Origin of the sequence: Acetobacter sp. P1H12_c (assembly GCF_018811975.1) — a bacterium.
GTDB classification, from domain to species: domain Bacteria; phylum Pseudomonadota; class Alphaproteobacteria; order Acetobacterales; family Acetobacteraceae; genus Acetobacter; species Acetobacter persici.
The window spans coordinates 504,139-530,581 of the sequence record NZ_JACRVR010000001.1; the positions used below are offsets into that span (position 1 = coordinate 504,139).

Sequence of the window (26,443 nt, forward strand, 5' to 3'; positions counted from 1 at the left end):
AAAAAAGGTGGCCCGCTTGACGCGAGCCACCTGACCGTAAAGCCCAATAAACCGGACGCTGGCCGGGTTTTAGCGGGGCAGGACGTTCTTATATGCCACCATGCACTGCACATAGGCATTGTTGTACTGGGTCTGGATGTCGCCCTGCTGGCTGCGGGAATACGCCCCACCGCCCAGCGCGCCGCCCAGAGCACCCGCACCGGCACCAATACCGGCGCCAGCCCCGCCGCCCGCAGCAGCGCCCAGACCAGCACCCAGAGCCGTTGCGGCCAGACCGCCGTAAAGAGCCTTACGGTTCTGGCTGCCGGCCTGCCCCTGCACAGCGGCACTAGCCTGAGAGCGGCAGAAATTCTGCTCCTGCTGGAACGTGGCGTAATTCTTGCCCGGGCCGGGCAGCACCATGGCGGTCGGGCCCATCGGTGTTTCTGCGCAGGCAGTCAGCAGAAGCGCCGGAAGAAGAACGAGAGACGCTTTTTTGAAGCTCATGACACACACTCTTGTTGAAATTGGACACGTGTTAAACACCAGATTCTGGCATTTTTTTGAGCACAGGCAAATCATTTAATGAGCAGCCGCAGCAGCTTGTCTGTGGCGCGCGGGGGACGGCCTGCACGCTTGTTCCGTAAGGCTTTTCTGGCTGAGGGCCAGTGCCTCCGGGCTGCACGGCGTCTGTGCAGCGGCAGAGCAGAACCGGCTGTGCAGCAGGAGTGGCGCACCTTCTCCCGCCTGCGGGCGTATGGGCCGGGCCAGCCGTAACTGTTCCAGAGACTGATGGAAGACCCGGAAGCGCACATCTTTCTGCCCATCCGGTAACCGCCACAGTTCAAAGGCCAGCGTGGTATCCGGGGCGGTCCGGTCCGGCTGGTCCGTAAAGGACCAGTCCAGCCCAAAAAGCGTAGCCAGCATGTCCAGCGTTGTATCGTGCCCGGCAAACAGGATCAGGCGGGCAGAGGGTGGCAGAGCCGAGCCGTCTGGCAATGGCACAGGCTCGTCAGCGAGGCTTTTAAGCAGGCCTTCAGCCAGAACATGCCCGCGGGGCACGACAATGGCCGGGAGCCGCCTGAGTCTGTCACTCAGCAGGGCATGAGCAGGCAGAACAGTGGCGAGAAGCTGGCGCGTTCTGGCGTCCTTGTCCTCTGGTGTTAAAGCCGCGTTGGCAAAGGCTGTGGAGGGGAGGCCCTCCACATATTCCAGCAACAGATTTTCCGCCGTGGAACTGCTGAGAGTGAGGCCGCCAGTGGTGTGCGGCTGATCCTTTTTCCATGACAGTACAGCCGGGGCTGAAAAACAGGGGCCGGTGCGCTGCTGGCACCCGGCGGGCGCAAAGACCGCCTGAAGGGCTGCCTCAGCGTTTGCTTCTGGGCTGCCCGGTGTGGTGGCCTGCTGGAATGCCTGGGCGAGGGGCGGCATGACGTCCTGCAGCTCAAGGCGTGCCTGCCCGGCGGCGAGAGCATTGAACAGCGGGTCATGCTGGCCAGCAGGCAGGCTGTGCGCCGTGCTGGTGCAGCCTTGCGTCAGGGCATGGCTCAGAATATCGCCGCTCTGGCGGGTGCGGTTGTCTGCGGCATCCGCCCACACAAAAATGGCGGCGGCAGAGGCGCAGGGTGTGGAAGACTGCGTGATCAGAGGCGCGTACCAGTGGTGCAGAAACGTGCCCATCACGGCCAGATTGGCGCGACCATGGTCCGTCAGTTCACCCGGCGGAACGGGCCAGACAGACCAGACCCGGCCTGTCTGCTTTTCCAGCGTGCTAAGGGGTTTGGTCGGGCTGCGGATGCCATGCCGGGAAACCAGCAGGACTTTTTCCAGCACTGCGCCGGAAGAGGGGGCCGCAGCCCGGGCAGGCTCGGCATGGGCGCTGAACGGCGCGGTGAGGCTGACGGCGCAGCTTGCAAGGATCAGGCAGGACAGAAAGCGGACAGAAAGCATAAGTCTGCATAGCACAGACTGAGTGCATCAGGGGACGCTGGCCCGACTTTCCGTTTTTGCACGCATAAGGGGCCGCACTGATGGTTCAGGTCCGGCTGTCCCCGGACAGGGTTGCTCAGGTCAGGCGGGTGACCAGAAGCTGGTTGATGCGGAAGCCTTCCACGTCCACCACCTCAAACCGGAAACCGCCCGCATCCACGCGGTCCGCCTTGCGGGCCATGCGGCGCAGGCGGTGCATGACAAACCCGCCAACGGTATCAAACTGGGCGCTGTCTGGCAGTTCAATCACATGCAGTTCCCGCATGACGTCCCCGATCGGGGCGGCGCCGTCAATCAGCCAGGAGTTTTCATCACGCCGCACAATGGCCTGTTCCTCAAACGGGTTGGCCAGACCATCCATGAGCGCGCCCATGATGTCCTTGAACGTAATCAGCCCAACAACCAGCCCGTATTCATTCACAATCAGGGCAAAGCCCACGCCATGCGTATCAAACTGGGCCAGCGTATCCCACAGGTTGAGCGTTTCCGGCACGGACAGCACATCCCGCCGCATCCGGAAAATCGGGTTGCCGCGCAGGGCCGGGCCTTCCGGAATGCTGGCCGGGTCCACCACAGAAGCCAGAACGTCTTCCGCACGGATGGAGCCAATAACCTTGTCCAGCCCGCCGTCACACAGCGGGTAGCGGGAATAGGGTTTGGCCCGCACTTTTTCATGGTTGTTTTCCGCGCTGTCCTGCACGTCCAGATAGACAATTTCATCACGCGGGGTCATGGCGGATGTGACGGAACGGTCCTGCAAACCCAGTACGTTCTGGATCATCTGGTGTTCCTGCTCCAGCAGCACGCCCGAGGCCGTGCCAGCCGCCAGAATGGCGCGCAGGTCTTCCGGAGTGACGGGCTCCACAGCGGATGCCGCGGGGATTTTCATGGCCCGCAGAACAGCATCCGAGACTTTGGAGAAGATCCATACAAACGGATACAGCACCCGCAGGGCCAGCTTGGGGAACCAGCCGATGGACAGCGCGACTTTATCCGGCGCGTTCATGGCGACGCGTTTGGGCAGCAGATCGGCAAACAGCACGAACAGGCCCGTGACCATAATAAAGCTGACGGCTGAGCCGGTTTTTTCCGCCAGTCCGTCCGGCAGGCCCCAGTAGCGCAGCAGCGCACCACAGGGCGGGGAGAGCATTTCCGAGCTGACAATACCGCCCAGAATCCCCACCCCGTTCAGGCAGATCTGGAGAACAGTAATAACCTGACCACTATTCCGGCGCAGGGCCAGAAAGGCCTGTGCCCGCTTATCACCCGCTTCTGCCCGGGACCGGAGACGGACGTCCCGGGCGGCGGCAAAGGAAATCTCGGAGAGAGAAATCAGGATACTGACAGCAATCAGCAGGAAGAGGGCGAGAAAACCGGAAAGAAAAAGGATCAAGACACGCTCGGGGTTCAATAAGAAACAGCTTATTGGGCAAGGTTATACCTTCGGCCTTTTTAAAATCCTAATTTATTTTCCCAGATTTGGCCGAGCAGCCCTGAGCGCCCAGCGGCTTTGTGATCACCCTTTTCTAAAAAAGAGCGTAGTGGGGTGATCTTCAACGCAAAAAGGGCGTTGAGCGTTTTGAAGGAGATAGACCATGTTCCCAGCCTTGCTCATCGAAAAAATGTCCGAAGGTGCCCAGAATGTCAGAGAGCAGTCTCTGTCAGACGCTCAGTTGCCCGAGGGGGATGTTACGGTACGGGTCGAGTGGTCTACCCTGAACTACAAGGATGCCCTCGCCATTACCGGCAAGGGGCCGATTGTGCGGTCTTACCCGATGGTGCCGGGCATTGACTGTGCGGGAACGGTTGAGACGTCCTCCCATCCCGGTCTGGTGGCTGGCCAGCGTGTTGTGCTGAATGGCTGGGGGGCCGGGGAAAGTCACTGGGGCGGTCTGGCTGAGCGGGTGCGCGTGCCGGGAGACTGGCTGATTCCGCTTCCCTCCGCGCTGAGTGCCCGGCAGGCCATGGCGCTCGGGACGGCGGGGTATACCGCCATGCTGTGCGTACGCGCCCTGATCCGTGAAGGCGTGACGCCCAAAAGCGGCCCGATTGTCGTGACGGGCGCGTCCGGTGGTGTCGGCAGTGTTGCGCTGATGCTGCTGAGCAAGCTGGGGTATGAAGTGACGGCCGTAACCGGCCACCCGGAAGAAGAACCGGTGCTGCGGAAGCTCGGGGCCTCGGATATTCTGCCGCGTCAGACGCTGCTGCGGATGACACGCCCTCTGGAAAAAGCACAATGGGCCGGTGCGGTCGATGTGGCCGGGGGAGCCGTGCTGGCGGCCATCTGTGCGTCCATGAAATATCAGGGTGTGGTGACGGCCTGTGGTCTTGCGGCGGGCATGGATTTTCCCGCGACGGTTGCGCCCTTCATCCTGCGTGGGGTCACGCTGGTAGGGATTGATAGCGTCTATTGCCCGAAGGAAGAGCGTCTCGCCGCATGGCAGCAACTGGCCGAGCTGATCGACCCGGAAAAGCTGAACGGTATTCTGACAGAAATCACGCTGCCGGACGTGAAGCAGGCGGCGGCGGATCTTCTGGACGGCAAAATCAGAGGCCGCATTCTGGTCAGACTGGCTGCCCCTGAAAACGCCGGGTAAGGGCGCGCAAGGCAGACATAAAAAAATACCGGGAAAGCGGCTTTTGCTTCCCCGGTATTCTCAACTGATCGTCTAAAAACGTCAGTGCTGGAAATCAGGCTTCCAGACCACCATCCACCGGCAGGGCTGCACCGGTGATGTATCCAGCCTGCGGGCTGGCGAGGAAGGAGACCATGCTGGCAATATCCTGCACCGAGCCGTATTTGCCAGTTGCCACAAAACTGCTGATCAGCTTGGCAACGTCCCCTGTTGCGGGGTTCATGTCCGTATCAATCGGACCGGGTTCCACCACGTTGGCGGTAATGCCTTTGGGGCCAAGGTCCCGCGCAACGCCCTGTGCAAAGCCGCGCAGGGCTGCCTTGGTAGCGGCATAGAGAGAAATACCGGGGAAGGGCGCGCGTGCGCCAAAAGCGGACCCGATGAAAATAATGCGCCCGCCTTCCTTCATGTGCTTCACCGCTTCCATGGTTTCCACCATCACGGCGCGCACGTTCAGGTTCAGCACATGCTCAATCTGCTCAACGCTCATTTCGCCAATCGGGCCATACGGATACGTCCCGGCGTTGCAGACCAGCGTATCAATACGGCCAAAGTCCTTAACCGTTTCAGCAACGCCTGTCTGGTTGCCCTTCACTGTGGTGCCGTCAGCCTGAATACACAGGGCTTTACGCCCCTGCGCGCGGACCTTCGCGGCCGTGGCTTCGGCGGCGTCTGCGTTACGGGCATAGGTCAGGGCGATATCAAACCCGTCTTTAGCCAGAGCTTCCGCAATACCGGCCCCGATGCCGCGGCTACCACCAGTGATCAGTGCTACACGTTGTGTCATGCTCAGAACTCCTGTTTGAAAAAAAGAAGGGGATGAACGCTCAGGCCTGCGGGAGGCCGAGCATGAGGGCAATATTCTGCAACGCCGCGCCGGAGGCCCCTTTACCAAGGTTATCCAGCCGCGCTGTCAGCACTGCCTGACGGGAATGGGGGGCGCCATGCACCCGCAGTTCCATTGTGTCACGCCCCGCCAGAGCCTCTGCCGAGAGTTTTGGCTCCGCGGCCAGCACATGCACGCGGTCCTGCCCCGCATAACGGGCCGCCAGTGCGGTGTGCAGGTCCTCCACCGTCACGCCGCCATTCAGGTCATCCAGATGCAGGGGGATGGAAACAATCATTCCTTGTGCAAAATGCCCGACAGAGGGCACAAAAACCGGGCGGCGCGTCAGACCGGCATGCAGGTGGATTTCCGGCACATGCTTGTGCTCCAGCCCGAGGCCATAGAGCTCAAACGCCGGTCCACCGTCCCGCGTATGCGCTTCAATCATCGCGCGGCCACCGCCGGAATAGCCGCTGACCGCATTTACACACACCGGATAATGCGGCTCCATAATGCCCGCCTCAATCAGCGGGCGCAGAAGTGCTATGGCTCCCGTAGGATAGCAGCCGGGGTTTGAAACGCGGGGGGCAGCCTGAATGGCCTCGCTCTGTGCGGCAGAAAGCTCCGGAAAACCATAGACCCAGCCCGGCGCTGTACGGAACGCCGTGCTGGCGTCCAGAATACGGGGGGCGTTTTCCCCGAGCGTTTCGGCTATTGTCACGGCCTCACGGGATGCATCATCCGGCAGGCACAGCACAACCAGATCCGCCGCTGCCATGGCGTCCTTACGGGCGGCCGGATCTTTGCGGCGGGTGTGGTCAATGGAGTGGATGCGCACGGGCAGGGCAGACAGACGGTCCCGGATACCCAGACCGGTGGTGCCTGCTTCCCCATCGATAAAAATAACGGGCTGCTGTGTCATGCCTTTATCCTCCACCCTGATACCGGGAGGCTCCCTGTCTCCGCCCTGTCCACGGAGTTGTGGCGTGCGGGCTGTTCGGTCTCTCTGCTTCCGCATATACGGGGTAAGTCCCTTGTGGCGGAAGGGGGATGCGTGAAAAACACCTTGCCGGTGCAGGGCTGATATGCGGGAAAACACACAGAATTGAAGGGAGCGCAGGGGGGCATGGTCGCAAAAAATATTGCCAGTTCAGGGGCTGTTTTGCCTGAAACAGTCGGCCAGACGGATGCCGCCCGTGAGCTGACGCGCCTTGTGGCGCTGATGGCCCGCCTGCGGGACCCGGAGCATGGCTGTCCGTGGGATAAAGAACAGACGCATGAAACCATAGCCCCCTACGCCATTGAAGAGGCGTATGAGGTTCTGGATGCCATCCAGAAGCAGGACTGGAACGCCTTTCCGGATGAACTGGGGGATCTGCTGTTGCAGGTGGTCTATCAGGCGCGTCTGGCGGAAGAGGAAGGGCATTTTGATTTTGCGACTGTTGCCCGCCTGATTACCGAGAAAATGATCCGTCGCCACCCGCATGTGACGTTCGGGCCGGATGTGCTGGGTTCCGGGCAGCAGGCAGCTGCCGTCCGGACAACGGCCGACGCGATGCCGGGACAGTGGGAGCAGCTTAAAGAAAAAGAGCGACAGACGCTGAGTGCGCCGGGCCAGAAGTCCAGCGCGCTGGCCGGTATTCCACCCGCCTTACCCGCCTTGCTGCGGGCCTCAAAAATTGCGTCTCGGGCGGCCCGCGTCGGGTTTGACTGGCCGGATGTGCAGGGCGTTGTGGCCAAGGTGCATGAGGAAATGGAAGAGTTTGCCGTGGAAATGGAGGCAAATGACCGCGCCAGAATGCAGGATGAACTGGGGGATGTCCTGTTCTCGCTCGCCAGTCTGGCCAGACGGCTGAAGCTGGACCCGGAGGCCTGCCTGCGTCAGGCGTGTGACAAGTTTACCCGCCGCTTTCAGGCGGTGGAGGCGGAACTGGCGGCAGAAGGCCGGTCCATGCAGGATGAACCGGTGGCATATCTGGATGATGTCTGGGACCGCGTTAAAAAGCGTGAAGGCTGAACAGGGGATTTAAAATGTAAAAAACCGGCCCCCTCTGCGGAAGGAGCCGGTTTTTAGCATGTGAACAGAGGGTGGGCTGATCAGTCTTTGGACGGCGCTTCCGTGCTTGCGGTTTCGACGCCGCCAGCCAGATAGTCCATCAGCCTGCGGGAGAACGCATTCACGTCTTTCGGCGGCTCACCATTCTGGATGCTGGCAACATCCAGCAGGATATGGGCCAGTGTGTCCACAGATTTTCCGTCTTTAACCAGTCCCGCCAGATGGTGGATGATCGGATGGGCCGGGTTGAGTTCCAGCACCGGCGTGACAGGCGGAAGGCTCTGGCCGCTGCGCTGCATGAGCTTTTGCAGTTGCAGGTCCGGGCCGCCTTCTGGTGCTGTCAGCACCATGGCGCTGTTGACCAGACGGTCTGTGGCGCGAATGTCGGACACGGTTTCACCCAGCGCGGTTTTCAGCGCAGGGACCAGTGTTTCCATGTCGGCTTTTTCTGCATCGCTTTCTGCTGGCGCACCGAATTTTTCAAGGTCCGTCTGGCCCTGTGCCACATTGCGCAGGGCTTTGCCTTCATACGTGCCCAGACGTTCCGGCCAGAAGGAATCCACCGCGTCAGACAGCAGCAGGACTTCCACGCCACGCGCCCTGAAGCCTTCAATCTGCGGGGACGCCGCCAGTGTTTCCGCGTTGTCGCCCGTCAGATAATAAATTGCGTCCTGCTCGGGCTTCATGCGGCTGATATAGGCATCCAGAGAGATCAGCCCTTCGACAGCACTGGAGCGGAAGCGGCTGAGGGCTGCAACCTCCGTGCGGTGTGCCGGGTCATCCCACATGCCTTCCTTCAGCACCGGGCCGAAGTTTTCCCAGAAGCTGGCATAGGCCTCTTCATCCTTGGCGCGGGTTTTGAGTTCGCCCATCACCTTGTTGGTCACGGCCTTGCGGATACGGGCCAGAACCGGGGTGGCCTGAAGCATTTCACGCGAGACGTTCAGCGGCAGGTCTTCCGTATCCACAACGCCCTGCACAAAGCGCAGCCATGTGGGCAGGATCTCGGCTTCATCCGTGATGAACATGCGGCGGACATGCAGCCGGACGCGGCTTTCGCGCGTCTGCTCGGCAAATTCAAACGGGCGGCTGCCCGGTACAAACAGCAGGGCGGAGAATTCAATGGTGCCTTCAGCGCGCCAGTGCAGCGTATCCCACGGCGTATCGAAATTATGGGTCAGGTGACGATAGAATTCGTTGAGCTGATCGTCCGTAATTTCGCTGCGCGGCTTGCGCCACAGGGCTGTACCCTCGTTCGCGGCTTCTTCCTTGCCGTCTTTTGTAATGGTGACAGGCCATGCAATATGGTCAGACCATTTGCGGATAACAGCTTCCAGACGCCAGCTATCAAGGAACTCGTCTGCGTCTTCCTTGATATGCAGCGTAATGTCCGTCCCGGCTTTTTCCCGCGTGGCGGGGGCCAGCGTGTAGGAGCCTTTGCCGTCGGACGTCCAGCGCCAGGCCTCGTCCGAACCTGCGCGACGGGAGACGACGTCAACCTTGTCCGCCACCATAAACGCGGCGTAAAAGCCCACGCCAAACTGGCCGATCAGGTTCGGGCGGTCTTCCGGCTTTGCACTTTCCAGCTTCTGGCCAAAGGCCCGCGTGCCGGATTTGGCGATTGTGCCCAGATTGGAGACCAGCTCTTCCTTGCTCATCCCCGCGCCATCATCGCTGATGGTCAGCAGGCGGGCGTCTTTTTCCGGGTTGATGCGGATTTTGGCATCTTCCGGCAGCGCGCGGGCGCCATCGGTCAGAGCCTCAAAACGGCGGCGGTCTGTGGCATCGGCTGCGTTGGCAACCAGTTCACGCAGAAAAATTTCCCGTTCAGAATAGAGCGAATGCACAACAAGGTCGAGCAGCCGCCCGACTTCCGCGCTGAATTCCCGTGTTTCGCTGCCCTGTGCGGGCGTGGCGCCCGTGGCTGTTTCAGTCATCTCATTCCCCGCATTCATGCGTCATACTGCATCATGAGCGCAGCAGCCTTTGCCATCAGGCCAAACGCTGCCACCTCCTGCATGAACTAAGAAATGAGATGAACGGGAGATTTTTTCAATATCTCCCGGTGCAGAATGTTATCGGTTTTTCAGGGTTTCAGCCGTGCATTTGCCCGTACGGAAGAAGGACCATTCCTCGCAACTGTTGCCATCAGGCATGTGGCAGATGCCATACTGCCCGCCAGAGGCCCCGGTGCGGATTTCCAGCTTGCCGCCTGCGTTGATGCAGTGGACGGAGGCCGGGTTTGCCATGCCAATCAGCTTGCTGCGTTGCGGGGAGGTCGCGGCGGGCGTGGTCGTGGTGCCTGTGGCAGGGGCTGTCTGTGTGGTCACGCCCTGTGGCAGAGCGGTGCCGGAGGTGGAACCGTTTGCAGGCTCTCCGGCTGTGGCGGGGGCCGTCTGGCACGCGGCCAGTGCCAGCATGGCCGCACCCAGCATGGCCGTGCCGGTCAGTTTTTTACGGCGTGTGCCGAAAGAGGCAGAAAATACGTTGATCATGTGTGTCTTCTCCTGAATATGGCTCTGGTCGCGTGCCAGCCAGCCCGGTGCGTGCGGCATGTCCTGTGCTGAAAGCATTACGGCATCAGGGTATAAATGCGGCACTCTGGTCAAATTTCTCTCACACTCAAAAACGGAGGGCCCTGTGGCATCCATCTGGAAAAGAGTCAGAGCAGCCTTTGCGCAGGTGTTCCGCCACGGGCCGGGCCGGAAGCAGCCTGACGCCCGTAAGCCGCTGGCCGTGTTTACCATGGTTTATAATGAACACCGTATGTTGCCTGTCTGGGCCGCATATTACCGCGCGCAGGCAGGGGCGGGAAATATTTTCGTTCTCGATCACGGGAGTGACAGCCTGCCCGACCTGCCCGGATGTGAGGTTACACCCCTCAAACGGGCCGAACTGGATGAGGTTGACCGCTGTGCGCAGATCCAGGCGTTTCAGAAAAAGCTCCTCAAAAAATATCGGACGGTGCTTTTCACGGATTGTGATGAATTTCTGGTAGCGGACCCTGCGCGGTTTGCGTCCTTGCAGGAGTATGCCGCCCATGCGCCGGCGACCAGTATCCGCTGTGTCGGGGTAGATGTTATTGCGGCTGCACAGGATCTTTCGCCTGTGCAATGGGATCATCCCATTTTGGTGCAGCGACCTTATGGCGCGGTCAGAGTCTGGTCCTGTAAAACCCTGCTGTCTTCCGTACCTCTGACGTGGGGGCCGGGTTTCCATGACTGCAAAGAACACAAAACGCTGGATACAGCATTGTGGATGTTTCACCTGAAATATGCGGATGAAGACGTCGTGCTTAAGCGTCTCAGTGTTACTCGTGCGTTGCCATGGAGTGCGCAGGCCCGGGCTTTGCGACACGGAGAATCGCACCGTATGGAAGATCAGGCAATGGTCGGGTTTATCAGAGCTTTCCAGAAAACCCGTTCGGAAACATCTTTAGACACGCTTGATCTTGCCGGGATTGTCACTGCCGGGGGAGAAAGCGGTCTGCACAGAATTCCAGAGCGCTTTTTGAGCGCTTTCTGAAAACGCACGCTCTAGCCATTGATTTCGCGCGTCTGGAGGGCAGTCGTCAGGCGTTCTGTCATTTGGGCAAGAGCGCGTTGCAGGTCAGAGAAGCCAGTGTGTTTTTCGCGCGTTTTTTCATCCATATACAGGCTGCGACGCATTTCAATTTGTAAGGCATGCAGGCCCTCACGCGGGCGGCCATAATGCTGTGTAATATATCCCCCGGCATAAGGCGTGTTGCGGGAGGTTTTAAAGCCCATGCCCTGTAGCACCTCTTCAGCGGCCTGTATCAGGAGGCCGGAGCAGCTTGCGCCGTGCGCGTCTCCGAGCACAAAGTCCGGGCTTCCGGCCTCCGGCGCGTCTGGCATGGAATGAAGGTCCAGCAGCAAGCTGATGCCATGCCGGGCATGGGTCTTGCGCAGGGCTGCGGCCAGAGTGGCGTGGTAGGGCATCCAGTAATCCCGGATTCGCAGGGCGGCGTCCATGAATGGCATCCGGGCGCGGTAAATCTGGCGGTTATCAGCCACAATGCGGGGTACGGACCCAAGGCCCGCCAGCCCCCGGTATGTAGCCCGCACAAATGCCGGAACCGGCGTATTGAACATGCGCGGGTCCAGATCCCACGCGGCCCGGTTCACATCACAGAAAACACGAGGGAAGGTCGCGTGGACAAACATGGGGCCGAGGGCGTGCGCGCTGGCCGCCAGTTCTTCCACATAGCTGTCTTCTCCGCTGCGCAGAATGTTCAGCGGCTGGCGGCTCTCCCGCACAAAGGCTTCAGGGTAAAAGCGGCCGGAATGCGGGGAGGCCAGTACCACAGGGGTGTCCGGCTGGCCGGAGACCAGCACAGGAGCAGGGGCCTGCACGCGGTCTGCCTCCTGCGGAAGGCTGGCGGGCACGCCCGGTAAGACACGGGCCAGACCCCGTTGAATCAGGCTATGCGTAATATTTTTCATCCGGCTATCATTGAGGGCTTGCACTTTGAACGCAAGCACGATAGAACGCGGCCCACGGTCAAAGATGGGCGCATAGCTCAGCGGTAGAGCACTACCTTGACATGGTAGGGGTCACAGGTTCAATCCCTGTTGCGCCCACCATCTTTGACCGGTGATTTCTGCGGCTTTGCCAGAAAATTTATTCCCTGAAAATAGTTTCGTTAGTGGCACCCGGATGCTGCGTGCAGGCTTTGCCTGATCTGTGAATCTGTGCCTGACGCATGCCCTCAGAAAATTTCCTTGTGACTGATTGCTGTTTCACAGGAAGGCTTTTCTCAATCTGTTAAATTTTCCTGTTTTTTCTCGCGTTCGGCTGTCACGCTCAGTTTCTGATAGATGCCGAGCGCAAGCACGATCCCCGTGGCGACAAGTAGCAGAGAGGCGGGGTAGAGGATGGTCGCGGGGCTTTCCTTGTTTGTTTCAAAAATACCGACCAGCCCTTCAACAAACACAGCGATAATAATTGATGTGATGAATTTTGTCAGGCTGGTCCGGGCTTCTGCCAGAGTCTGCTTGCCACGGGAGAGAATGACTTCTTCTTCCATGAAATATTTGGCGACATCAAACACCGCCATGGAAATAACGACATAGCTGATGGCATGCACCACCGCCTTCTGTCCGTCCTGCCAGGAATGCAGGAGTGTTTCTATCAGGCCAGACATCCCAAATGCGGCCAGAAGCACAGCAAGCAGCATGAGCATGACGCTGCCGATTGCAAACGTCAGGCGGGATAAATAGTGCATCAGGAACCCTCTCCTCCTTCTCTCAGAATGCCTCTGGTGCAGGCATGTCTGTATAGAGACGTTCGGACAGGTCCTCTGTTTCCCTAAATTTTAAGGCGCGCGTTGCTCTCTGGCAGGGAGCCACAACGGGCGCGGCGCGTTAGCCCCCGATGTGGCCGGAAAGAACCAGTGCGGTGGAGGCAGAATGCGTTTTGCTGTTCTGTGCGTCCCGGCGGGCCTGAAGCGGAGTGTAATTGGGTTGTTCCCAGATATAGAGAAGCGTTTTGCGAAGTGTCTCATGAACGGCTTCGCGCCATTTTTCATTGGAAGGTGCTGAGCCGGTCGTGGGCTGAAGGCGTGTCATAGCAAGTGTCTTCTGCTGTTTGGAAGCGGAACTGACGGCGTTCTAGCACCATCATGTCAGGTCGGATGTGACGTTTCTATGAAATAAAAAGAAGAAACATTTTGTTAATATACGCAGCAAAGAGCGTCATACTGGGGCCATTATTGCCCATTATTTTGAACGATCACAGTATTGAGAGGATATCATGACGGCATTCTGGGCGTACTGGCTGGCTTTAAAGGATGGGGTGCGCAAAGTCCGTCTCTCCATCCGGCAACGGCGCAGGCTTCGGCGCGCCTGTTCAGAAAATGTCGGGTGTCTTTAATGCTGCGTGAATGGTGCGTGGCCGGGGAGTGGTCTGAGCCATAGCCGGGTCGTTTAGCTATTTTGTAAAAAAGCCCCGCCTCCTGAGGAGAGCGGGGCTTTTTTACAAAGGCGGGGCAAGAAAACCTTGCCCCGTTCAGTGCTGTTATTTGCGGTCACCAGAAAAGGTGTTGCTGATATCTTTTCCGGCTTTATCGCCCCAGTTACCAATAGCTTTGCCCGTCCGCTTGCCCCAGTTTTTGGTGGATTTTGCGGCGTCAGACGTACCTTCTTTGGTCTTGTCCCAGGCTTTCTCAGTCCCGCTTTTGGTTTTATCCCAGGCGTTGTTTGTGCCTTCCTTGGTCTTGTCCCAAGCCTTTTCGGACCCGTTTTTGGTTTTATCCCAGGCATTGCTGGTGCCATCCTTGGTCTTATCCCAGGCTTTTTCGGACCCGCTTTTGGTTTTATCCCATGCGTTGCTGGTGCCGTCCTTGGTCTTATCCCAGGCTTTTTCGGACCCGCTTTTGGTTTTATCCCAAGCGTTGCTGGTGCCTTGCTTGGTCTTGTCCCAAGCCTTTTCGGACCCGCTTTTGGTTTTATCCCAGGCGTTGCTGGTGCCTTGCTTGGTCTTGTCCCATGCCTTTTCAGACCCGCTCTTGGTTTTATCCCACGCGTTATCTGTTGCCTGACGTGTGTCGTTCCATGCCCGGTTCACGGCGCCCTGCTCTTCAGCATGGGCTGCGGGCAGGGTGAGGGTGAAGGCCGCAGCCCCCAGCATTGTGGTCAGGGCGGTCCGGAATGTCGCAAACGTCATTGAAATAGCCTCCATACGATTTTTGCTACGTTACAAATGTCTTGCCGTGGCTTTATGGCAAATATGAGATCAGCCCATGCCGGGGCAGAGCGTGACCTCGCTTCAGTCCTCACGGCGTAACGTCTTGAACTGCCAGAAGGTTTCGTCAGGTGCGGGGAATGCAATCCAGAGCTGCCTGCAGGATATAGGCTGCGGCGAGCTGATCCACGACTTCATTGCGTTTGCTGCGTGAGAGGTCTGCTTCCTCAATCAGCATCCGGTTGACGGCAGAGGAGGAGAGCCGTTCATCCCACAGGCACACGGGCAGGCCAGTCTGTTCAGAAAGGGCAGTCGCCCAGTCCTTGCTGGCCTGCGCGGCGGGGCCGAAGGTGCCATCCAGTGAGAGCGGAATGCCCACCACCATGCCGCCAATGCCATGCTTTGCCGCCAGCGCGCGGATATGCTCCGCCATGGCGCCCAGCTTGCCGCGCTTTACAGTCTCCAGCGGGGTCGCCACCATGCGGGAGACATCGGACAGCGCCAGCCCCACCTGCTTGCGGCCGGGGTCAATGCCCAGCAGGCGGTCATCACGGGCCAGAGTGGCGGCGAGGTCGGTAAGGTTGAACAGAGCCATGTCTGCACGGTATGTTGCCTTGCGCCCGATTATGCTAGGGCTTTTTTCCTCCATAGCTGAAGAGAGTCTGCTTTCATGTCGCTCGACCTCGCGACCACCCGACGTATTGCAAAACTGGCCCGCATCGGCCTTGAAGATGCTGAGCTTGAAACTGTCCGCCAGAAGCTGGACGGCATCCTGGGCTGGGTTGATCAGCTCTCCGAGGTGGATGTTGAGGGCGTGCCCCCCATGGTGGGCACCGAGACTGAGGCGCTGCGCCAACGGGACGACGCGGTGACGGACGGCAATTGCCGGGACGCCATCCTCTCCTGCGCGCCGGAAAAATCCGGCCCCTTCTACACAGTACCCAAGGTTGTTGAATAATGCTGACCGGACTGACGCTGACTGAAGCGCGCGCGGGGCTTGCGGCCCGTAAATTTTCTGCCCGTGAGCTTGCTCAGGCGCATCTGGACGCCATTGGCCGCCTGAACACGCAGCTGAATGCCTATATTACGGTGCTGCCGGAGCAGGACGTTCTGGCTGCGGCCGATGCCGCAGACGCCCGTTACGCCAGTGGCGCTGCGCGGCTGATGGACGGCCTGCCGGTGGGCGTGAAGGACCTGTTCTGCACCAAAGGTGTGAAGACGACCGCTGCGAGCAAGATGCTGGCCAACTTCGTGCCGCCGTATGAAAGCAGCGTGACGGCGCGCCTGCTGGAGGCGGGTTCGGTCTTTCTGGGCAAGACCAATCTTGATGAATTTGCCATGGGGTCCGCCAACATTACCTCCGCGTTCGGCTCAGTGCTGAACCCGTGGAAGCGTCAGGGTGATGATGCCGCTCTGGTACCCGGCGGCTCCTCCGGCGGGTCTGCCGCTGCTGTGGCTGCTGGTCTTGCGCTGGCCGCAACCGGCACGGATACCGGCGGTTCCATCCGTCAGCCTGCGGCGTTCTGCGGGATTGTCGGGCTGAAGCCGACCTATGGCCGGTGCAGCCGCTGGGGCACGATTGCCTTTGCAAGCTCTCTGGATCAGGCTGGCCCGATGACGCGCAGCGTGGCCGATGCCGGGCTGATGCTGGAAGCTATGGCTGGCTTTGATGAAAAAGACAGCACCAGCTCAAATCGCCCCGTGCCGGAATTTTCCAAAGCGGTTGGCAAAAGCGTAAAAGGTCTGCGGGTCGGCATCCCTGCGGAATATCGCGCGCCCGGCATGCCAGAAGAAATTGCCAAAATGTGGGAGCAGGGCATCGCCTGGCTGCGTGAGGCCGGGTGTGAGGTGGTCGATGTGTCTCTGCCGCACACCAAATACGGTCTGGCCACGTACTATATTATTGCCCCGGCTGAATGCTCCTCCAACCTTGCGCGGTATGACGGAATTCGCTTCGGTGAGCGTCAGGATGCCCCCACGCTGGATGGCATTTATGAGCGCACCCGCGCGGAAGGCTTCGGGCCGGAGGTGCGCAACCGTATTCTGATGGGCACCTATGTGCTGTCCGCCGGGTATTATGATGCCTATTATCTGAAGGCTCAGAAAGTCCGCACCCTGATTAAGCGGGATTTTGTGCAGGCGTTTGAGCAGGTGGATGTTCTGCTGACCCCCACCGCCCCGAGTGCTGCCTTCGCGCAGGGTGAAAATATGGATGATCCGGTGCAGATGTATCTGAATGACATCTTCACCGTGCCTGCCAGCATGGCCGGGGTTCCGGCAATGTCCGTGCCGGTCGGGCTGGATTCCAGAGGTCTGCCGCTTGGGTTGCAGATTATTGGCCGGCATTTTGATGAAGAAACCGTGCTGTCCGTGGGCGGCGCGCTGGAAGCGGCTGCGGGCTTTGCCCACAAGCCCGCCCTGCATGCGGAGGCAGGCGTATGAGCTACGTGATTGAAGGCAAAACCGGTAGCTGGGAAATTGTGGTTGGGCTGGAAGTCCACGCACAGGTTGTCAGTAAATCCAAGCTGTTCTCTGGTGCCTCCACCACCTTTGGGGCGGAGCCGAATTCTCAGGTCAGTCTGGTTGACGCAGCATTTCCGGGCATGCTGCCGGTGATCAACCGGGAATGTGTGGCGCAGGCCGTGCGGACCGGGCTGGGCCTGAACGCCCGCATTAATCTGGAAAGCCGGTTTGACCGGAAGAACTATTTCTATGCCGATCTGCCGCAGGGCTATCAGATCAGCCAGTTCGCACACCCGATTGTGGGTGAGGGCACGATTGAAATTGAGCTGTCCAGCGGTGAAACCCGGAAAATCGGCATCACGCGCCTGCATATGGAACAGGATGCCGGCAAGCTGATCCATGATCAGGACCCCACCAAATCCATGGTGGACCTGAACCGTGCCGGTGTGGCGCTGATGGAAATTGTCAGTGAACCGGATATCCGTGAACCGGAAGAAGCCGGGGCCTATCTGCGCAAGCTGCGCCAGATCCTGCGCTATCTGGGTACCTGTGACGGCAATATGGAAGAAGGCTCCATGCGGGCAGACGTGAACGTGTCTGTTCGTAAGGCGGGTGAGCCGTTCCGTACGCGGTGTGAGATCAAGAACGTCAACTCCATCCGCTTTGTCATGCAGGCCATTGAGGTGGAAGCTGCCCGTCAGGTTGAAATCTGGGAAAACGGTGGCGAGGTTGATCAGGAAACCCGTCTGTTTGACGCTGCCCGGGGTGAGACGCGCACCATGCGCTCCAAGGAAGACGCGCATGATTACCGCTACTTCCCGGACCCGGACCTGCTGCCGCTGGTAATTGAGCAGGACTGGGTGGATGCGCTGAAAGCGGCTCTGCCGGAACTGCCGGATGCCAAACGCGCCCGCTTCCAGTATGACTACGGCATTCCGTTCTATGATGCGGGTGTGCTGGTGGCTGAGCAGTCCGTGGCGGATTTTTATGAAACCGTGGCCAAAGGGCGGGATGGCAAACTGGCTGTGTCCTGGGTGACGGGGGATCTGTTCGCTGCTCTGAACCGCACCGGCAAGACCATTGAAACCAGCCCTGTCAGCGCGGAAGCGCTGGGCCAGATGCTGGACCTGATTGCGGATAGCACCATCAACGGCAAAATTGCCAAAGAGGTGTTTGAAGACATGGTGGAAACGGGTGAAAGCCCGGATGCCATCGTGGAGAAAAAAGGCCTGCGTCAGGTGACGGATACCGGCGTGATTGATGCCGCGATTGATGCCGTTATGGCCAAAAACGCGGATAAAGTGGCTGAATATCGCTCCGGGAAGGACAAGCTGTTCGGCTTCTTTGTCGGGCAGGTGATGAAGGAAACCAAGGGGAAAGCCAACCCCGCGCTGGTGAATGGTGCTCTTAAGTCCAAGCTGGACGCCTGAGGGCCGCGGGCCGGTGTAAAATTTTTGCAGGGGGTTAAAATATCCTGCAAATAAGTCTTTCAGGGGGTTTGACGGAATGCTCAGAACCCCCTAAAAGCGTCCCTGCAAACGTCGTGTACACTTCATACTCTTCTTGCGGAGGGGTGGCCGAGAGGCTGAAGGCGACGGTTTGCTAAATCGTTATACGGGTAACCGTATCGTGGGTTCGAATCCCATCCCCTCCGCCAACATAATCAAAAAACATCAAACAAATCAGTGTGTTGCGAGTGATTTATTTTACGCTCCCATCATCCATCCCACCTTATGGTTTGCGGTTTCCTGTGGCGTCGGGCGGCTTCAAACCGCGTTGGAACGATTTGTGTTGGCAGAACGCCGCGTGTTCTGATAGAACAAAACAAGAATACGCTGAGGAGCCTTTTCGTTTAATACTTCTCCATCCCGACAGAACATAGCATAGCCCCTCGTGACCGAGGGCAAACGTCCTCCCCAAGACAGCCCCAGCTCCGATCCCCCCAGCTCCTCGGCAAGGTGGTTCGACAAGACGGTCGATGGTCGACCGTCATGGCTTGAGGAGTGCATGCGGTGCACGACATACAGACGTCTGGCCTATTGGGGCGCTTTATCACCCGGCTCGAGGCAGCGGAGATCTATCTGCGATGCGACGTTGCGACGGTTGACCGATACGTCGCCAAGGGGCTCCTCCCGAAATACAAGTTCGGCCGGAAAACGCTCTTCCTTCTGGCGGACGTCCTCAAGCTGGTGGTCCGGGCGGATGTCCCTGATATGGAATCAGGTGGACCTTGCGGTTCAACGCGTCGCGGTCGGGCCTGTTCCCAGCCTCTTCCAGTGGCCCTGGAGACACTCATTTTCTATCTGATCGCTGCGGCCTTGCTGATACGATTCATCATGCTCCATCATTGACCCGGAGCCGACGGGGGCTTGTCCTGGTGCACGCCCCCGTTCGCCTTCACTGAGGTCAGGCGCTCACAAGGCTTGAGCCCTGACAAAAGCCTGCCCCAGACGCGCCGTCAGGCTGGCAGGATCGCATACTTCATCGATGTGCAGCACTTCGACCGGAGCCATCCCGACATAGCGGAGCAGGCGTTCCTCGATAGCGTTGCGGAGGCCTTCGGCGTCTTCTGAGATCGAGCGTCCGTCACGGGTGACGGTGCCGACCACTTCGACATACAACGTGGGTTTCCCTCGGACGTAGAGCCCGAAGTCGGCTCGCGCCTGGACAACACTCTCTCTGACAGGCGGCTGAACCATCACGCGCACCGCTTGCGGACAGATGCGCTCGATCCGGCGATAGACGGCGAGCTCGACGATGGATTCAATGCGATAGCCTTTGATCCGGACGTCGCCCTGCCAGGCCGGCAACGTCGGATGGCGTTGGGTCACGGCCTGACGGAAAGCCTTCCACAGAGGCTTGTCGCGGTTGTAGCGGTCGACCAGAGCGCGACCGCCGTCGCAGAACTTGAGCATCTGTTGCGTCGGCGTGACGAGAAGTTCCTTTGACAGAGCGGCATAGCGATCCAGATCCTCGTCGCGGAAAAGAGTGCGGGAGACCCAGTTTGGGAGGGTATTGTTCAGATGGTCGTTGATCATGAGGATAATCCAAAAGGGCGCACGTCTCCCTCAGGTCTATGAGCCCGATGCAGAAACGCGCGGAATGTAAGGGAAGGTGATAAGGTGACGGCAAGCCTGCCACTGGTCTGGCGTGCAGCGCTCAGTCGCGTTTTACGGCATCACGGCCTCACGGCTCAGGAGTGCGTTGGTCAGGTGCCTGAACCTTCGGCGGATGTGACGCGTCAGCACGACGGCCCCTTCGAGGACCGTGCCGTCGACGTCATTGCCAGCCAAACATTCGCTGAGCGCGAAATCCAGAAGGCCGTGTAATGCGGCGATCTGCATGATGTCCGCTTCCATGCGGGACGATAAGACGATGTGTTGAGACATGAAGATTTTCTCGTTCGATATTGGAGGAACGAGGCTCACACCCCCACGACCGATACACGTCAGAAGGTAAAAATCCTCTGGGGAATTACGGGTATGAGACCTCATGAGGAGAAAAGATAAGAACCCTCGAACCACCGCTCAAATCGTCATAAGTAACCATCAAGATAGAATAATAAAAAATACAAATATTAAAAATCTATATCCCATCCTCTAGCTTTTCCTGTGGCGGCTTGCCGTTCGATTTCATTCTGTGATCGCGATACAGCGTCGCGTCCCTGCTGCGCATTCTTGACAGCCCGTCGGTCGGGCACGGGCTCGAGGCCATGATGAACAATGATTTTGAGCGTCTCTTCGGTCGTCGTCTGGGAAGCGCGGGAGAGGTTTCGGGCCAGTCTTTCGATCGCGACATGCCCTACCACCACATGATTGTAGATCCTGGGATCCGGAATATGGACTGAGTCCAGAAGAACCTCCGGAATGATGGCGCCGAGCCGTTGCGGCATGTTGATGCGGAGAGTGGCGGCGCCAGGTGGGGCACAACCGTAATGCCGGATCAGGCTCTCAACCACGTTGACTTCCTGTTCGGGCTTGCAGGGAACACCCGCCTGTATGACCGGATTGCCTCCCTGTCCGCCGAGGTTTGTGACGCAGCCACCGCGACAGGCAAAGCGGCACGCGGCTTTGCCTCCTTTGACTGGATCACAAAGGACAGCTGGGCGCGCCGCAGGCTGGTGGTGGCCAAGGCCGAATGGCGCCACGGCAACCGCTATCATCGTTTTATCGTCACCACTCTGCCGCAGGCAACGTCCGAGGCGCGTCACCTTTACGAACAGATCTACTGCGCCCGTGGGGATATGGAAAACCGCATCCGCTTCCTGCGTGAAGTCACCGAACGCGTGATCGCAACGATTGGCGCGCACAAAACGTCAGTAAGGCTGTCCCCCAATGGCAATACGCAGGGCTGCATCGACAGTCATCCAGGGCAGGTTTTTGTGCCGGCCGCAAAGCTGCTGAATGACCTCGATATCGCTTTCCTTGAACTGCGCGAGCCCGGACCGAACGGCACGTTCGGCAAGACCGACCAGCCCAAGCTGCATGGTCCGATCCGCGAAGTCTTCAGGAAGCCGCTGGTTCTGAATCAGGACTACACACGGGAAGAAGCGATCGAGACAGTCGCTACCGGTGTTGCGGACGCCATTGCGTTTGGTCGGCCTTTCCTCGCCAATCCGGACCTCGTGCGTCGTCTGGAAGACAATCTGCCCCAGAACAAGGACGATATCCGAATGGACAATGGCCCTGAATATGTCAGTCATACGGTGGTTTCATGGGCCGAAAAACAGGGGATTACCCTGATCTATACGCAACCGGGCAATCCGCAGCAGAACGCCTATATTGAACGTTACAACAGAACTGTCCGGCAGGAATGGCTGGAGCAGCATCTATTTGAAAGCATTCAGGACGTGCAGGAAGTCGCAACACAATGGCTCTGGACATATAACCATGACAGACCCAATATGGGGAACGGCGGGTTCACACCCGCCCAGAAACTAAAAGCAACTGTCTAAATTCTCAGTCAGAACCCCATTAAAAAAGGGGGGATTACCGTGCGGCTCATGTCCGTTATGCGGAAAGCTGTTCATCGGTGTGTATGTCAAATATGAGGCGACTGCCGCCTGTCTGTTTTGTGTTGTTTTGTTTTGCGTCGACAGACGGTCAATCATGACGAGCAAAAACTCATTCATGAACGCTTCTCTCATCTGGGCAGCGCAGATCTGATCCGTCAATATGCACAGCAGATCCACACTGAAGAACTGGAGCCGTCTGGACTGCAAACGTACTTTCAGAGGCCCGTCCGCTAACATGACTAAACTGAAGCCCCTTCCGGGCCGATAGTCGAATATTTCTCAAAGTCAGTCCCTCAATCGGCGCTTCGGGCAATCCCAACACAACCCCCGCAGTCTCCGCATTTTTCGCCGTCAGATCGGTAATGGTGACATCGTGAATATGCGGGGTTGTTGACGTTACCGAAGCAGCGGGATCGGTCATTGAGACAGTCTTCTGGGTTCCACCGGGCTGCCCTGCATAATAATCACTGATCGACAGCGGAGCGCGGACATGATTCATCATCACATGTTCCGCGCTAATCCAGCCAATATCTCCCCCACGATCTCGTCCAGACTTAATCCGCAGCCCGGACAGCGTGTTCTGAAACGAGACGTCAGAAATTCTGATATGATGGGCCCCATTGGCCAGTTCACTGCCAATAGACAGACCGTGCCCTTCGCCAAAGCGAGACTGTGTAATGCTAATATCACTCACGGCTCGTCCCGGTTGCCTCAAACCGGACTTGATGGCGATATTGTCATCCCCCGTCGCAATATCGAGAGTGCTCATCGTGACATGATCCGAGGAGACAAGATCAATACCATCGGTATTCCGAGACGAGGCCGGGTTGCGGATCGTGAGATGATCGATCTTGATCTGGCTGGACTCCCTTACAACGACCGTCCACATCGGAGAATTGGTCGCCGTAACGCCTGAGATCCGTCCATGCTGCACATGCGAAAACTCAATCAGCCAAGGACGTGGTAGGCCATTAGCAGCAGGAACCCCCGGATAGTCTGGCCCGTAAGGTAAAGGACCTGAGGTCTGCGTCTTGTGCGCCCGCACCGCTTGAGGCCACCAGACAGCAGCCCCATTCCCATCAATATGGCCCTGACCGGTTATAGCCACGTCCTGAACATCAATCGCAGAAACAAGGGCTTCACCGGGCTGCGCTGCTTTCCCCAGAAAGGCCCAGTGGAATAGACGCGTGTCCGAACTCCCCAGAAGGGTACTTCCCTGCCCCAGATTCAGCGTGACATGGTTTTTGAGAGATAAAGGTCCGCTCAACCATGTTCCTGACGTCAACGACACCATGCCACCGCCTGCCTCGCTACAGGCTGTAATGGCACGTTGAATGGCCGGACCGTCATTGGTGCGGCCATCATGCCGTGCACCATAGGTAACAGGATCACAGCGAGACGAAGCGGCATGACTGGGTATGGGCATGCACAACAACGCCGCGACTATCCCACCTGAAACGAGGCGCGTGCCTCTCATAGAGTGGCGACCTAAAACACATCTTTGGCCCGACTGGTTGCGTTTGTGAGCAGCGCTCCCCTTCACTTTCGCAACCCCTTGATACCCAGCTCTTCCCACATCCAGTCAAAGCTGAAAGAGGCCCCTGCCTCCTCACGCCCCAGGCCTGCTGTCGTGGCTTCAATCTGCTTCAACCAGGCCGCGACTTTCTTCTTCCCCGCCGCTGTTTTAACAGCCTGCCTCGGCGTGACATGCCCAAGCCCCGGAACAACCTCATCCAGAACACGGCGATAATGCTGCTCAAAAACAGCAGCCAAAATTTCCGCTTCCTCTTCGAGCGGGATCTCGTCTTCAAGCACGTCCCCTCGGCCAGAGGTCCGCTGTTCTTCTAAAGCCTGCTCGGCGGTCATAATCTGTGTTAGAGGAGATCCAATCAGGCTTCCCAAGGCGTTGCGGAGTACAGCCGTGCCTTGCTCAGCCCGTGTTTTTGAGTTGACCTGCAATCTCAGCTGATGGCCTTTCAGTTCCAGAGTCCCCAGAACAAGACCACCATCATCCAACGTGGTGCTCAAAAACTGAGCTTTGCTGTCGCCTGCCTTAGAATGGGCCTCAGGAACATGGTCCCCAGCCTGACGCGTCCAATTCCAGATCATGCGCCCCGCATGCTGCAAACAGGGTATCGTCTTCAAAACCTTGGCAATGCTCTTCTGGGTGCTTCCCTTGCTGAGAGGAAAACACACGTCATGAAAGACCAGGTCTTCGCCATCGCCGTTAAACAGAACGGGTGGCTCAGAGGCGCTCACCATGTTTTCCATGGTTCTAAAGAGCCAGGTCAACGTAAAGACCGGAGCCAGATCGCGGAGCACCTCTGTTTTGATCTTTGGAAACTCAGCCTGACCTCGCTTACGCTTGAGAACATCGCGCAAATTCTCAGCCAGATATTCGCAAGCCTGCGGCGAATATGCCAACAGACTCCCTGCCAAAACCATTTTACCGTCTTCGGGAACAAGGCGCGCCGCGATGCGCGCCCAAGGCTTCAAGGACTGTGTGGCTGAGCGTTCATGAACCAGAACAGGGTCACCACCCCGCAACAGGTCACGCACCATCATGCTTTGACCCGGCACGATCTGCGAAACCTCATACAGGCTCATGACGGCCTCTTTGAGGCCCCGCATATAAGCACTTTTACGTGGACCTTCTTTCCAGCCCCGTCGTTTCAGATAGACTTCAACGAAATTTTCGTTATCCCATTCCTGTCCCAAGAAATCTTCGAAGGCACAGCCCCAGAGTGACATCGCCGCACCCTGCCCTAGGATATCTTCCAGGTCTTCGAAGCTGATATCCGCCGCCTCTAAAGCCGGTCCCAGATGCTCACCCAACACCTCTTCAAAGCAGGATTGCCACTGATCCTGCTTCAGATATCCGATAAGCCCTGTCAGATTGTCAGCGTTCATAAATGCGACGACTTTCACTATTTTTCTGCGGCGGAACGGCAAACACCATGTTTACCCGAGAGCCTGACTCAAAAAGCGGTCTGATTGATTTTTCGCATCATTCTGCGTATATAAGCAATAATGAGACATGCCTGTGAGGCCTGGGGATTCGGCAAACAGCATCGCCTTAACGAAACGCGTGCTTATCTCCCCGATTTTACCTTAAAATTATAAATCTCACGGTAATCCCCCCATTTTTAGAGGGGTTCTGACTGAGAATTCAGGCAGCTGCTTTTAATTTCTGGGCGGGCGTGAACCCGCTGTTCCCCATGTTGGGTCTGTCATTGTTATATGTCCAGAGCCATTGTGTTGCGACTTCCTGCACGTCCTGAATGCTTTCAAACAGATGCTGCTCCAGCCATTCCTGCCGGACAGTCCTGTTGTAGCGTTCGATATAGGCGTTCTGCTGCGGATTGCCCGGTTGCGTATAGATCAGGGTAATCCCCTGCTTTTCGGCCCAGGAAACCAGCGTATGGCTGACATATTCAGGACCATTATCCATTCGGATAGCCTCTGGCCTGCCACGCCACTCCATAACCTGCTCCAGACAGCGGACAACCCGACAGGCCGGCAGGGAAAAATCAACCTTTATCGCCAGTCCTTCACGATTGAAGTCATCCAGAATGTTCAGGAGCCGAAAAGCGCGTCCATCCAAAAGCCTGTCCGCCATAAAATCCATGGACCAGACCGTGTTGGGAAGGACCGGAACCGACAGCTTTTCAGGCTTTTCGCGAACCAGACGCCTGCGGGGTTTAATCCGCAGGTTGAGTTCCAGTTCCCGATAAATCCGATAAACCCGCTTATGATTCCAGACCTGTCCCTGCACGTTACGCAGATACAGAAAACACAGGCCAAATCCCCATCTCCTGTGAGCCTGGGTCAGTCCCACCAGAAGATCGGCAATCCTGTCGTTCTCCGCTGCCAGTCGTGGACGATAGCGAAAGCAGGTCTCGGATATCCCAAAAATCCGACAGGCCAGCGCAATGCTGACCCCGTGATGCGCCACAGCCTGTGCGGCCAGTTCCCGGCGCTGGGCTGGCCGCTTCATTTTTTTCCAAGGGCCTCCTTCAGGATATCCGTCTGCATGCTCAGATCCGCATACATCCGCTTCAGCCGACGGTTCTCTTCTTCCAGAGCCTTCATCTGACTGATCATCGAGGCATCCATGCCGCCATATTTCGCGCGCCACCGGTAAAACGTCGCGTTGCTGATCCCATGCTCCCGGCACAGGTCAGGAACCGAGACGCCACCTTCAGCCTGGCGGATCACGCCCATGATCTGGGCGTCAGTAAAGCGATCACTCTTCATCAGAATCTCCTCATCCTCACGTTGAGAAAATTCTCATTCAAACGCCACTCTTTTTATGGGGGGATTACCGCATCAAAGCGCTCAAACAGTCTTTCAATGGCCCCTGCCTGTGTCAGGCATTCACGGAACAGCTACACCGTTTTGGCATCAGGCACACGGTCCGACAGCCCCAATCCCAGAAAACGCATGAACGACAGACGGTCGTTGATCAGATACTCCATCCGTTCGTCGGACAAATTGTTCAGCGTCTGGATCATCAGAATTTTGAACATCAGTATCGGATCAAACGGTGGACGCCCGCTTTTGCCCCCGTCCGAATAGGCCAAAGCTTGCTCCAGATCCGGGCGGAACACTTCAAAATCCACAGTTCGGGAAAACGCTTCGAGTTGGTCACTAAGCCCGCTCAGCCGGGCAAGTTGCTCTTCAACATCAAAAAAACGGGCTGTTTCATGATCCATACCCCAATCAACTCAGGGGAAATGAAATCACAAAGGCATTATCAAAACCAGAGAGTTTTTCGA

The 26,443-nt window shown here is 58.0% G+C and carries 24 protein-coding genes, 2 tRNA genes and 3 pseudogenes; 10 read left to right on the forward strand and 19 right to left on the reverse strand.

All coding sequences use genetic code 11. The features are described from left to right. Nucleotides 1-69 precede the first annotated feature (69 nt). From KP699_RS02385 to KP699_RS02395, 3 genes are all read right to left on the reverse strand, one after another. A complete protein-coding gene (locus tag KP699_RS02385; RefSeq protein WP_035373683.1) occupies nt 70-486 on the reverse strand; it encodes a glycine zipper family protein in 417 nt (138 codons plus the stop codon). Between the two features lie 75 nt (nt 487-561). Continuing rightward, nucleotides 562-1,929: a histidine-type phosphatase gene (locus KP699_RS02390; protein ID WP_252346724.1), complete on the reverse strand. Its 1,368-nt coding sequence runs from the start codon at nt 1,927-1,929 to the stop codon at nt 562-564. A 115-nt stretch (nt 1,930-2,044) separates the two neighbouring features. Beyond that, entirely contained in the window at nt 2,045-3,361 is a 1,317-nt protein-coding gene (locus tag KP699_RS02395) for a hemolysin family protein (RefSeq protein ID WP_077931698.1), read from the reverse strand. A gap of 202 nt (nt 3,362-3,563) precedes the next feature. Between KP699_RS02395 and KP699_RS02400 the strand changes: the two genes are divergently transcribed. After that, nucleotides 3,564-4,565: an MDR family oxidoreductase gene (locus KP699_RS02400; RefSeq protein WP_215761480.1), complete on the forward strand. Its 1,002-nt coding sequence runs from the start codon at nt 3,564-3,566 to the stop codon at nt 4,563-4,565. A 94-nt stretch (nt 4,566-4,659) separates the two neighbouring features. Here the strand turns inward: KP699_RS02400 and KP699_RS02405 are convergent, their stop codons facing one another. Further along, nucleotides 4,660-5,391, reverse strand: coding sequence for an SDR family NAD(P)-dependent oxidoreductase (locus KP699_RS02405; protein WP_215761481.1), 732 nt, complete (start codon nt 5,389-5,391; stop codon nt 4,660-4,662). Nucleotides 5,392-5,431: 40 nt separating this feature from the next. Beyond that, on the reverse strand, nt 5,432-6,352 hold the full coding sequence (gene argC, locus KP699_RS02410; protein ID WP_212353874.1) for an N-acetyl-gamma-glutamyl-phosphate reductase: 921 nt from the start codon (nt 6,350-6,352) through the stop codon (nt 5,432-5,434). Between the two features lie 204 nt (nt 6,353-6,556). Here argC and mazG point away from each other — a divergent pair, with 204 nt between their 5' ends. Further along, a complete protein-coding gene (mazG, locus tag KP699_RS02415; RefSeq protein WP_215761482.1) occupies nt 6,557-7,447 on the forward strand; it encodes a nucleoside triphosphate pyrophosphohydrolase in 891 nt (296 codons plus the stop codon). An 80-nt stretch (nt 7,448-7,527) separates the two neighbouring features. Here the strand turns inward: mazG and htpG are convergent, their stop codons facing one another. Beyond that, complete coding sequence (htpG, locus tag KP699_RS02420; protein ID WP_215761483.1) at nt 7,528-9,423, reverse strand: molecular chaperone HtpG; 1,896 nt, start codon at nt 9,421-9,423, stop codon at nt 7,528-7,530. Between the two features lie 138 nt (nt 9,424-9,561). Beyond that, nucleotides 9,562-10,041 carry a DUF333 domain-containing protein gene (locus tag KP699_RS16345; protein WP_252346725.1) on the reverse strand — a complete coding sequence of 160 codons (480 nt, stop codon included), beginning with the start codon at nt 10,039-10,041 and terminating at the stop codon, nt 9,562-9,564. A gap of 85 nt (nt 10,042-10,126) precedes the next feature. On the opposite strand from KP699_RS16345, the gene KP699_RS02430 reads away from it, so the two are divergent. Further along, on the forward strand, nt 10,127-11,011 hold the full coding sequence (locus tag KP699_RS02430; RefSeq protein WP_215761484.1) for a glycosyltransferase family 2 protein: 885 nt from the start codon (nt 10,127-10,129) through the stop codon (nt 11,009-11,011). Between the two features lie 11 nt (nt 11,012-11,022). Here the strand turns inward: KP699_RS02430 and KP699_RS02435 are convergent, their stop codons facing one another. Then, on the reverse strand, nt 11,023-11,949 hold the full coding sequence (locus KP699_RS02435; protein WP_215761485.1) for an N-formylglutamate amidohydrolase: 927 nt from the start codon (nt 11,947-11,949) through the stop codon (nt 11,023-11,025). A 66-nt stretch (nt 11,950-12,015) separates the two neighbouring features. Between KP699_RS02435 and KP699_RS02440 the strand changes: the two genes are divergently transcribed. Beyond that, nucleotides 12,016-12,090 (forward strand) — tRNA-Val (locus KP699_RS02440). A gap of 173 nt (nt 12,091-12,263) precedes the next feature. On the opposite strand, the gene KP699_RS02445 is transcribed toward KP699_RS02440, so the two are convergent. The 4 genes from KP699_RS02445 to ruvX form a co-directional block, all read right to left on the reverse strand. Beyond that, nucleotides 12,264-12,731, reverse strand: a complete 468-nt coding sequence (locus tag KP699_RS02445) for a hypothetical protein (protein WP_086655932.1) — start codon at nt 12,729-12,731, stop codon at nt 12,264-12,266. A gap of 139 nt (nt 12,732-12,870) precedes the next feature. Continuing rightward, complete coding sequence (locus KP699_RS02450; RefSeq protein ID WP_215761486.1) at nt 12,871-13,074, reverse strand: hypothetical protein; 204 nt, start codon at nt 13,072-13,074, stop codon at nt 12,871-12,873. Between the two features lie 448 nt (nt 13,075-13,522). Then, on the reverse strand, nt 13,523-14,170 hold the full coding sequence (locus KP699_RS02455; protein WP_252346726.1) for an endoglucanase: 648 nt from the start codon (nt 14,168-14,170) through the stop codon (nt 13,523-13,525). 145 nt (nt 14,171-14,315) lie between these two features. Next, nucleotides 14,316-14,783 (reverse strand): Holliday junction resolvase RuvX, encoded by a 468-nt coding sequence (ruvX, locus tag KP699_RS02460; protein ID WP_025829096.1) that lies wholly within the window; start codon nt 14,781-14,783, stop codon nt 14,316-14,318. 75 nt (nt 14,784-14,858) lie between these two features. Between ruvX and gatC the strand changes: the two genes are divergently transcribed. The 4 genes from gatC (at nt 14,859) to KP699_RS02480 (ending at nt 18,308) form a co-directional block, all read left to right on the forward strand. Further along, nucleotides 14,859-15,146: an Asp-tRNA(Asn)/Glu-tRNA(Gln) amidotransferase subunit GatC gene (gene gatC / locus KP699_RS02465; RefSeq protein ID WP_025829094.1), complete on the forward strand. Its 288-nt coding sequence runs from the start codon at nt 14,859-14,861 to the stop codon at nt 15,144-15,146. Next, nucleotides 15,146-16,630 carry an Asp-tRNA(Asn)/Glu-tRNA(Gln) amidotransferase subunit GatA gene (gene gatA, locus KP699_RS02470; RefSeq protein WP_086655930.1) on the forward strand — a complete coding sequence of 495 codons (1,485 nt, stop codon included), beginning with the start codon at nt 15,146-15,148 and terminating at the stop codon, nt 16,628-16,630. Before gatC ends, gatA begins: the two co-directional genes overlap by 1 nt. Continuing rightward, nucleotides 16,627-18,081, forward strand: coding sequence for an Asp-tRNA(Asn)/Glu-tRNA(Gln) amidotransferase subunit GatB (gatB, locus tag KP699_RS02475; RefSeq protein WP_215761487.1), 1,455 nt, complete (start codon nt 16,627-16,629; stop codon nt 18,079-18,081). The genes gatA and gatB overlap by 4 nt, the downstream gene beginning before the upstream one ends. Before the next feature lie 137 nt (nt 18,082-18,218). After that, nucleotides 18,219-18,308: transfer RNA gene (locus KP699_RS02480), tRNA-Ser, on the forward strand. A gap of 757 nt (nt 18,309-19,065) precedes the next feature. Here KP699_RS02480 and KP699_RS02485 read toward each other — a convergent pair. The 3 genes from KP699_RS02485 to KP699_RS02495 all read right to left on the reverse strand — a co-directional run bounded on the left by KP699_RS02485 (nt 19,066) and on the right by KP699_RS02495 (nt 20,609). Then, a complete protein-coding gene (locus KP699_RS02485) occupies nt 19,066-19,689 on the reverse strand; it encodes a hypothetical protein (RefSeq protein WP_025829086.1) in 624 nt (207 codons plus the stop codon). 132 nt (nt 19,690-19,821) lie between these two features. Further along, complete coding sequence (locus KP699_RS02490; RefSeq protein WP_025829084.1) at nt 19,822-20,040, reverse strand: hypothetical protein; 219 nt, start codon at nt 20,038-20,040, stop codon at nt 19,822-19,824. Nucleotides 20,041-20,228: 188 nt separating this feature from the next. Further along, nucleotides 20,229-20,609, reverse strand: a complete 381-nt coding sequence (locus KP699_RS02495) for a hypothetical protein (protein ID WP_063908733.1) — start codon at nt 20,607-20,609, stop codon at nt 20,229-20,231. Here KP699_RS02495 and KP699_RS16350 point away from each other — a divergent pair. Together KP699_RS16350 and KP699_RS02500 are read left to right on the forward strand one after the other, a co-directional pair. Beyond that, a pseudogene (locus KP699_RS16350) lies at nt 20,604-20,912 on the forward strand (transposase); the annotation flags it as partial. The gene KP699_RS02495 and the pseudogene KP699_RS16350 sit on opposite strands and share 6 nt — an antisense overlap. Then, nucleotides 20,889-21,605 (forward strand): annotated as a pseudogene (locus KP699_RS02500) (integrase core domain-containing protein); the annotation flags it as partial. The pseudogenes KP699_RS16350 and KP699_RS02500, both read left to right, overlap by 24 nt. Nucleotides 21,606-21,774: 169 nt before the next feature. On the opposite strand, the gene KP699_RS02505 reads toward KP699_RS02500, so the two are convergent. The 4 genes and pseudogenes from KP699_RS02505 to KP699_RS02520 all read right to left on the reverse strand — a co-directional run. Further along, complete coding sequence (locus KP699_RS02505; RefSeq protein ID WP_025829544.1) at nt 21,775-23,091, reverse strand: glycoside hydrolase family 28 protein; 1,317 nt, start codon at nt 23,089-23,091, stop codon at nt 21,775-21,777. A 113-nt stretch (nt 23,092-23,204) separates the two neighbouring features. Then, nucleotides 23,205-24,575 carry a hypothetical protein gene (locus KP699_RS02510; RefSeq protein ID WP_063908854.1) on the reverse strand — a complete coding sequence of 457 codons (1,371 nt, stop codon included), beginning with the start codon at nt 24,573-24,575 and terminating at the stop codon, nt 23,205-23,207. Nucleotides 24,576-24,834: 259 nt separating this feature from the next. Next, nucleotides 24,835-25,922, reverse strand: a protein-coding gene (locus tag KP699_RS02515) for an IS3 family transposase (RefSeq protein WP_156508288.1) whose coding sequence is annotated in 2 segments (ribosomal slippage) — nt 24,835-25,661 and nt 25,661-25,922 — 1,089 coding nt in all. Because the reading frame shifts where the segments join, the coding sequence is not laid out codon by codon here. Between the two features lie 62 nt (nt 25,923-25,984). Continuing rightward, nucleotides 25,985-26,380 (reverse strand): annotated as a pseudogene (locus KP699_RS02520) (transposase); the annotation flags it as partial. Between the last annotated feature and the right edge of the window lie 63 nt (nt 26,381-26,443).

Bases quoted from the DNA above. Each gene is read 5' to 3' on its own strand.
- KP699_RS02385 (WP_035373683.1), bottom strand. From the start codon at position 486: ATGAGCTTCAAAAAAGCGTCTCTCGTTCTTCTTCCGGCGCTTCTGCTG.
- KP699_RS02390 (WP_252346724.1), bottom strand. From the start codon at position 1,929: ATGCTTTCTGTCCGCTTTCTGTCCTGCCTGATCCTTGCAAGCTGCGCC.
- KP699_RS02400 (WP_215761480.1), top strand. From the start codon at position 3,564: ATGTTCCCAGCCTTGCTCATCGAAAAAATGTCCGAAGGTGCCCAGAAT.
- KP699_RS02405 (WP_215761481.1), bottom strand. From the start codon at position 5,391: ATGACACAACGTGTAGCACTGATCACTGGTGGTAGCCGCGGCATCGGG.
- argC (WP_212353874.1), bottom strand. From the start codon at position 6,352: ATGACACAGCAGCCCGTTATTTTTATCGATGGGGAAGCAGGCACCACC.
- mazG (WP_215761482.1), top strand. From the start codon at position 6,557: ATGGTCGCAAAAAATATTGCCAGTTCAGGGGCTGTTTTGCCTGAAACA.
- htpG (WP_215761483.1), bottom strand. From the start codon at position 9,423: ATGACTGAAACAGCCACGGGCGCCACGCCCGCACAGGGCAGCGAAACA.
- KP699_RS16345 (WP_252346725.1), bottom strand. From the start codon at position 10,041: ATGCCGCACGCACCGGGCTGGCTGGCACGCGACCAGAGCCATATTCAG.
- KP699_RS02435 (WP_215761485.1), bottom strand. From the start codon at position 11,949: ATGAAAAATATTACGCATAGCCTGATTCAACGGGGTCTGGCCCGTGTC.
- KP699_RS02445 (WP_086655932.1), bottom strand. From the start codon at position 12,731: ATGCACTATTTATCCCGCCTGACGTTTGCAATCGGCAGCGTCATGCTC.
- KP699_RS02450 (WP_215761486.1), bottom strand. From the start codon at position 13,074: ATGACACGCCTTCAGCCCACGACCGGCTCAGCACCTTCCAATGAAAAA.
- KP699_RS02455 (WP_252346726.1), bottom strand. From the start codon at position 14,170: ATGACGTTTGCGACATTCCGGACCGCCCTGACCACAATGCTGGGGGCT.
- ruvX (WP_025829096.1), bottom strand. From the start codon at position 14,783: ATGGCTCTGTTCAACCTTACCGACCTCGCCGCCACTCTGGCCCGTGAT.
- gatC (WP_025829094.1), top strand. From the start codon at position 14,859: ATGTCGCTCGACCTCGCGACCACCCGACGTATTGCAAAACTGGCCCGC.
- gatA (WP_086655930.1), top strand. From the start codon at position 15,146: ATGCTGACCGGACTGACGCTGACTGAAGCGCGCGCGGGGCTTGCGGCC.
- gatB (WP_215761487.1), top strand. From the start codon at position 16,627: ATGAGCTACGTGATTGAAGGCAAAACCGGTAGCTGGGAAATTGTGGTT.
- KP699_RS02485 (WP_025829086.1), bottom strand. From the start codon at position 19,689: ATGATCAACGACCATCTGAACAATACCCTCCCAAACTGGGTCTCCCGC.
- KP699_RS02490 (WP_025829084.1), bottom strand. From the start codon at position 20,040: ATGTCTCAACACATCGTCTTATCGTCCCGCATGGAAGCGGACATCATG.
- KP699_RS02505 (WP_025829544.1), bottom strand. From the start codon at position 23,091: ATGCCCATACCCAGTCATGCCGCTTCGTCTCGCTGTGATCCTGTTACC.
- KP699_RS02510 (WP_063908854.1), bottom strand. From the start codon at position 24,575: ATGAACGCTGACAATCTGACAGGGCTTATCGGATATCTGAAGCAGGAT.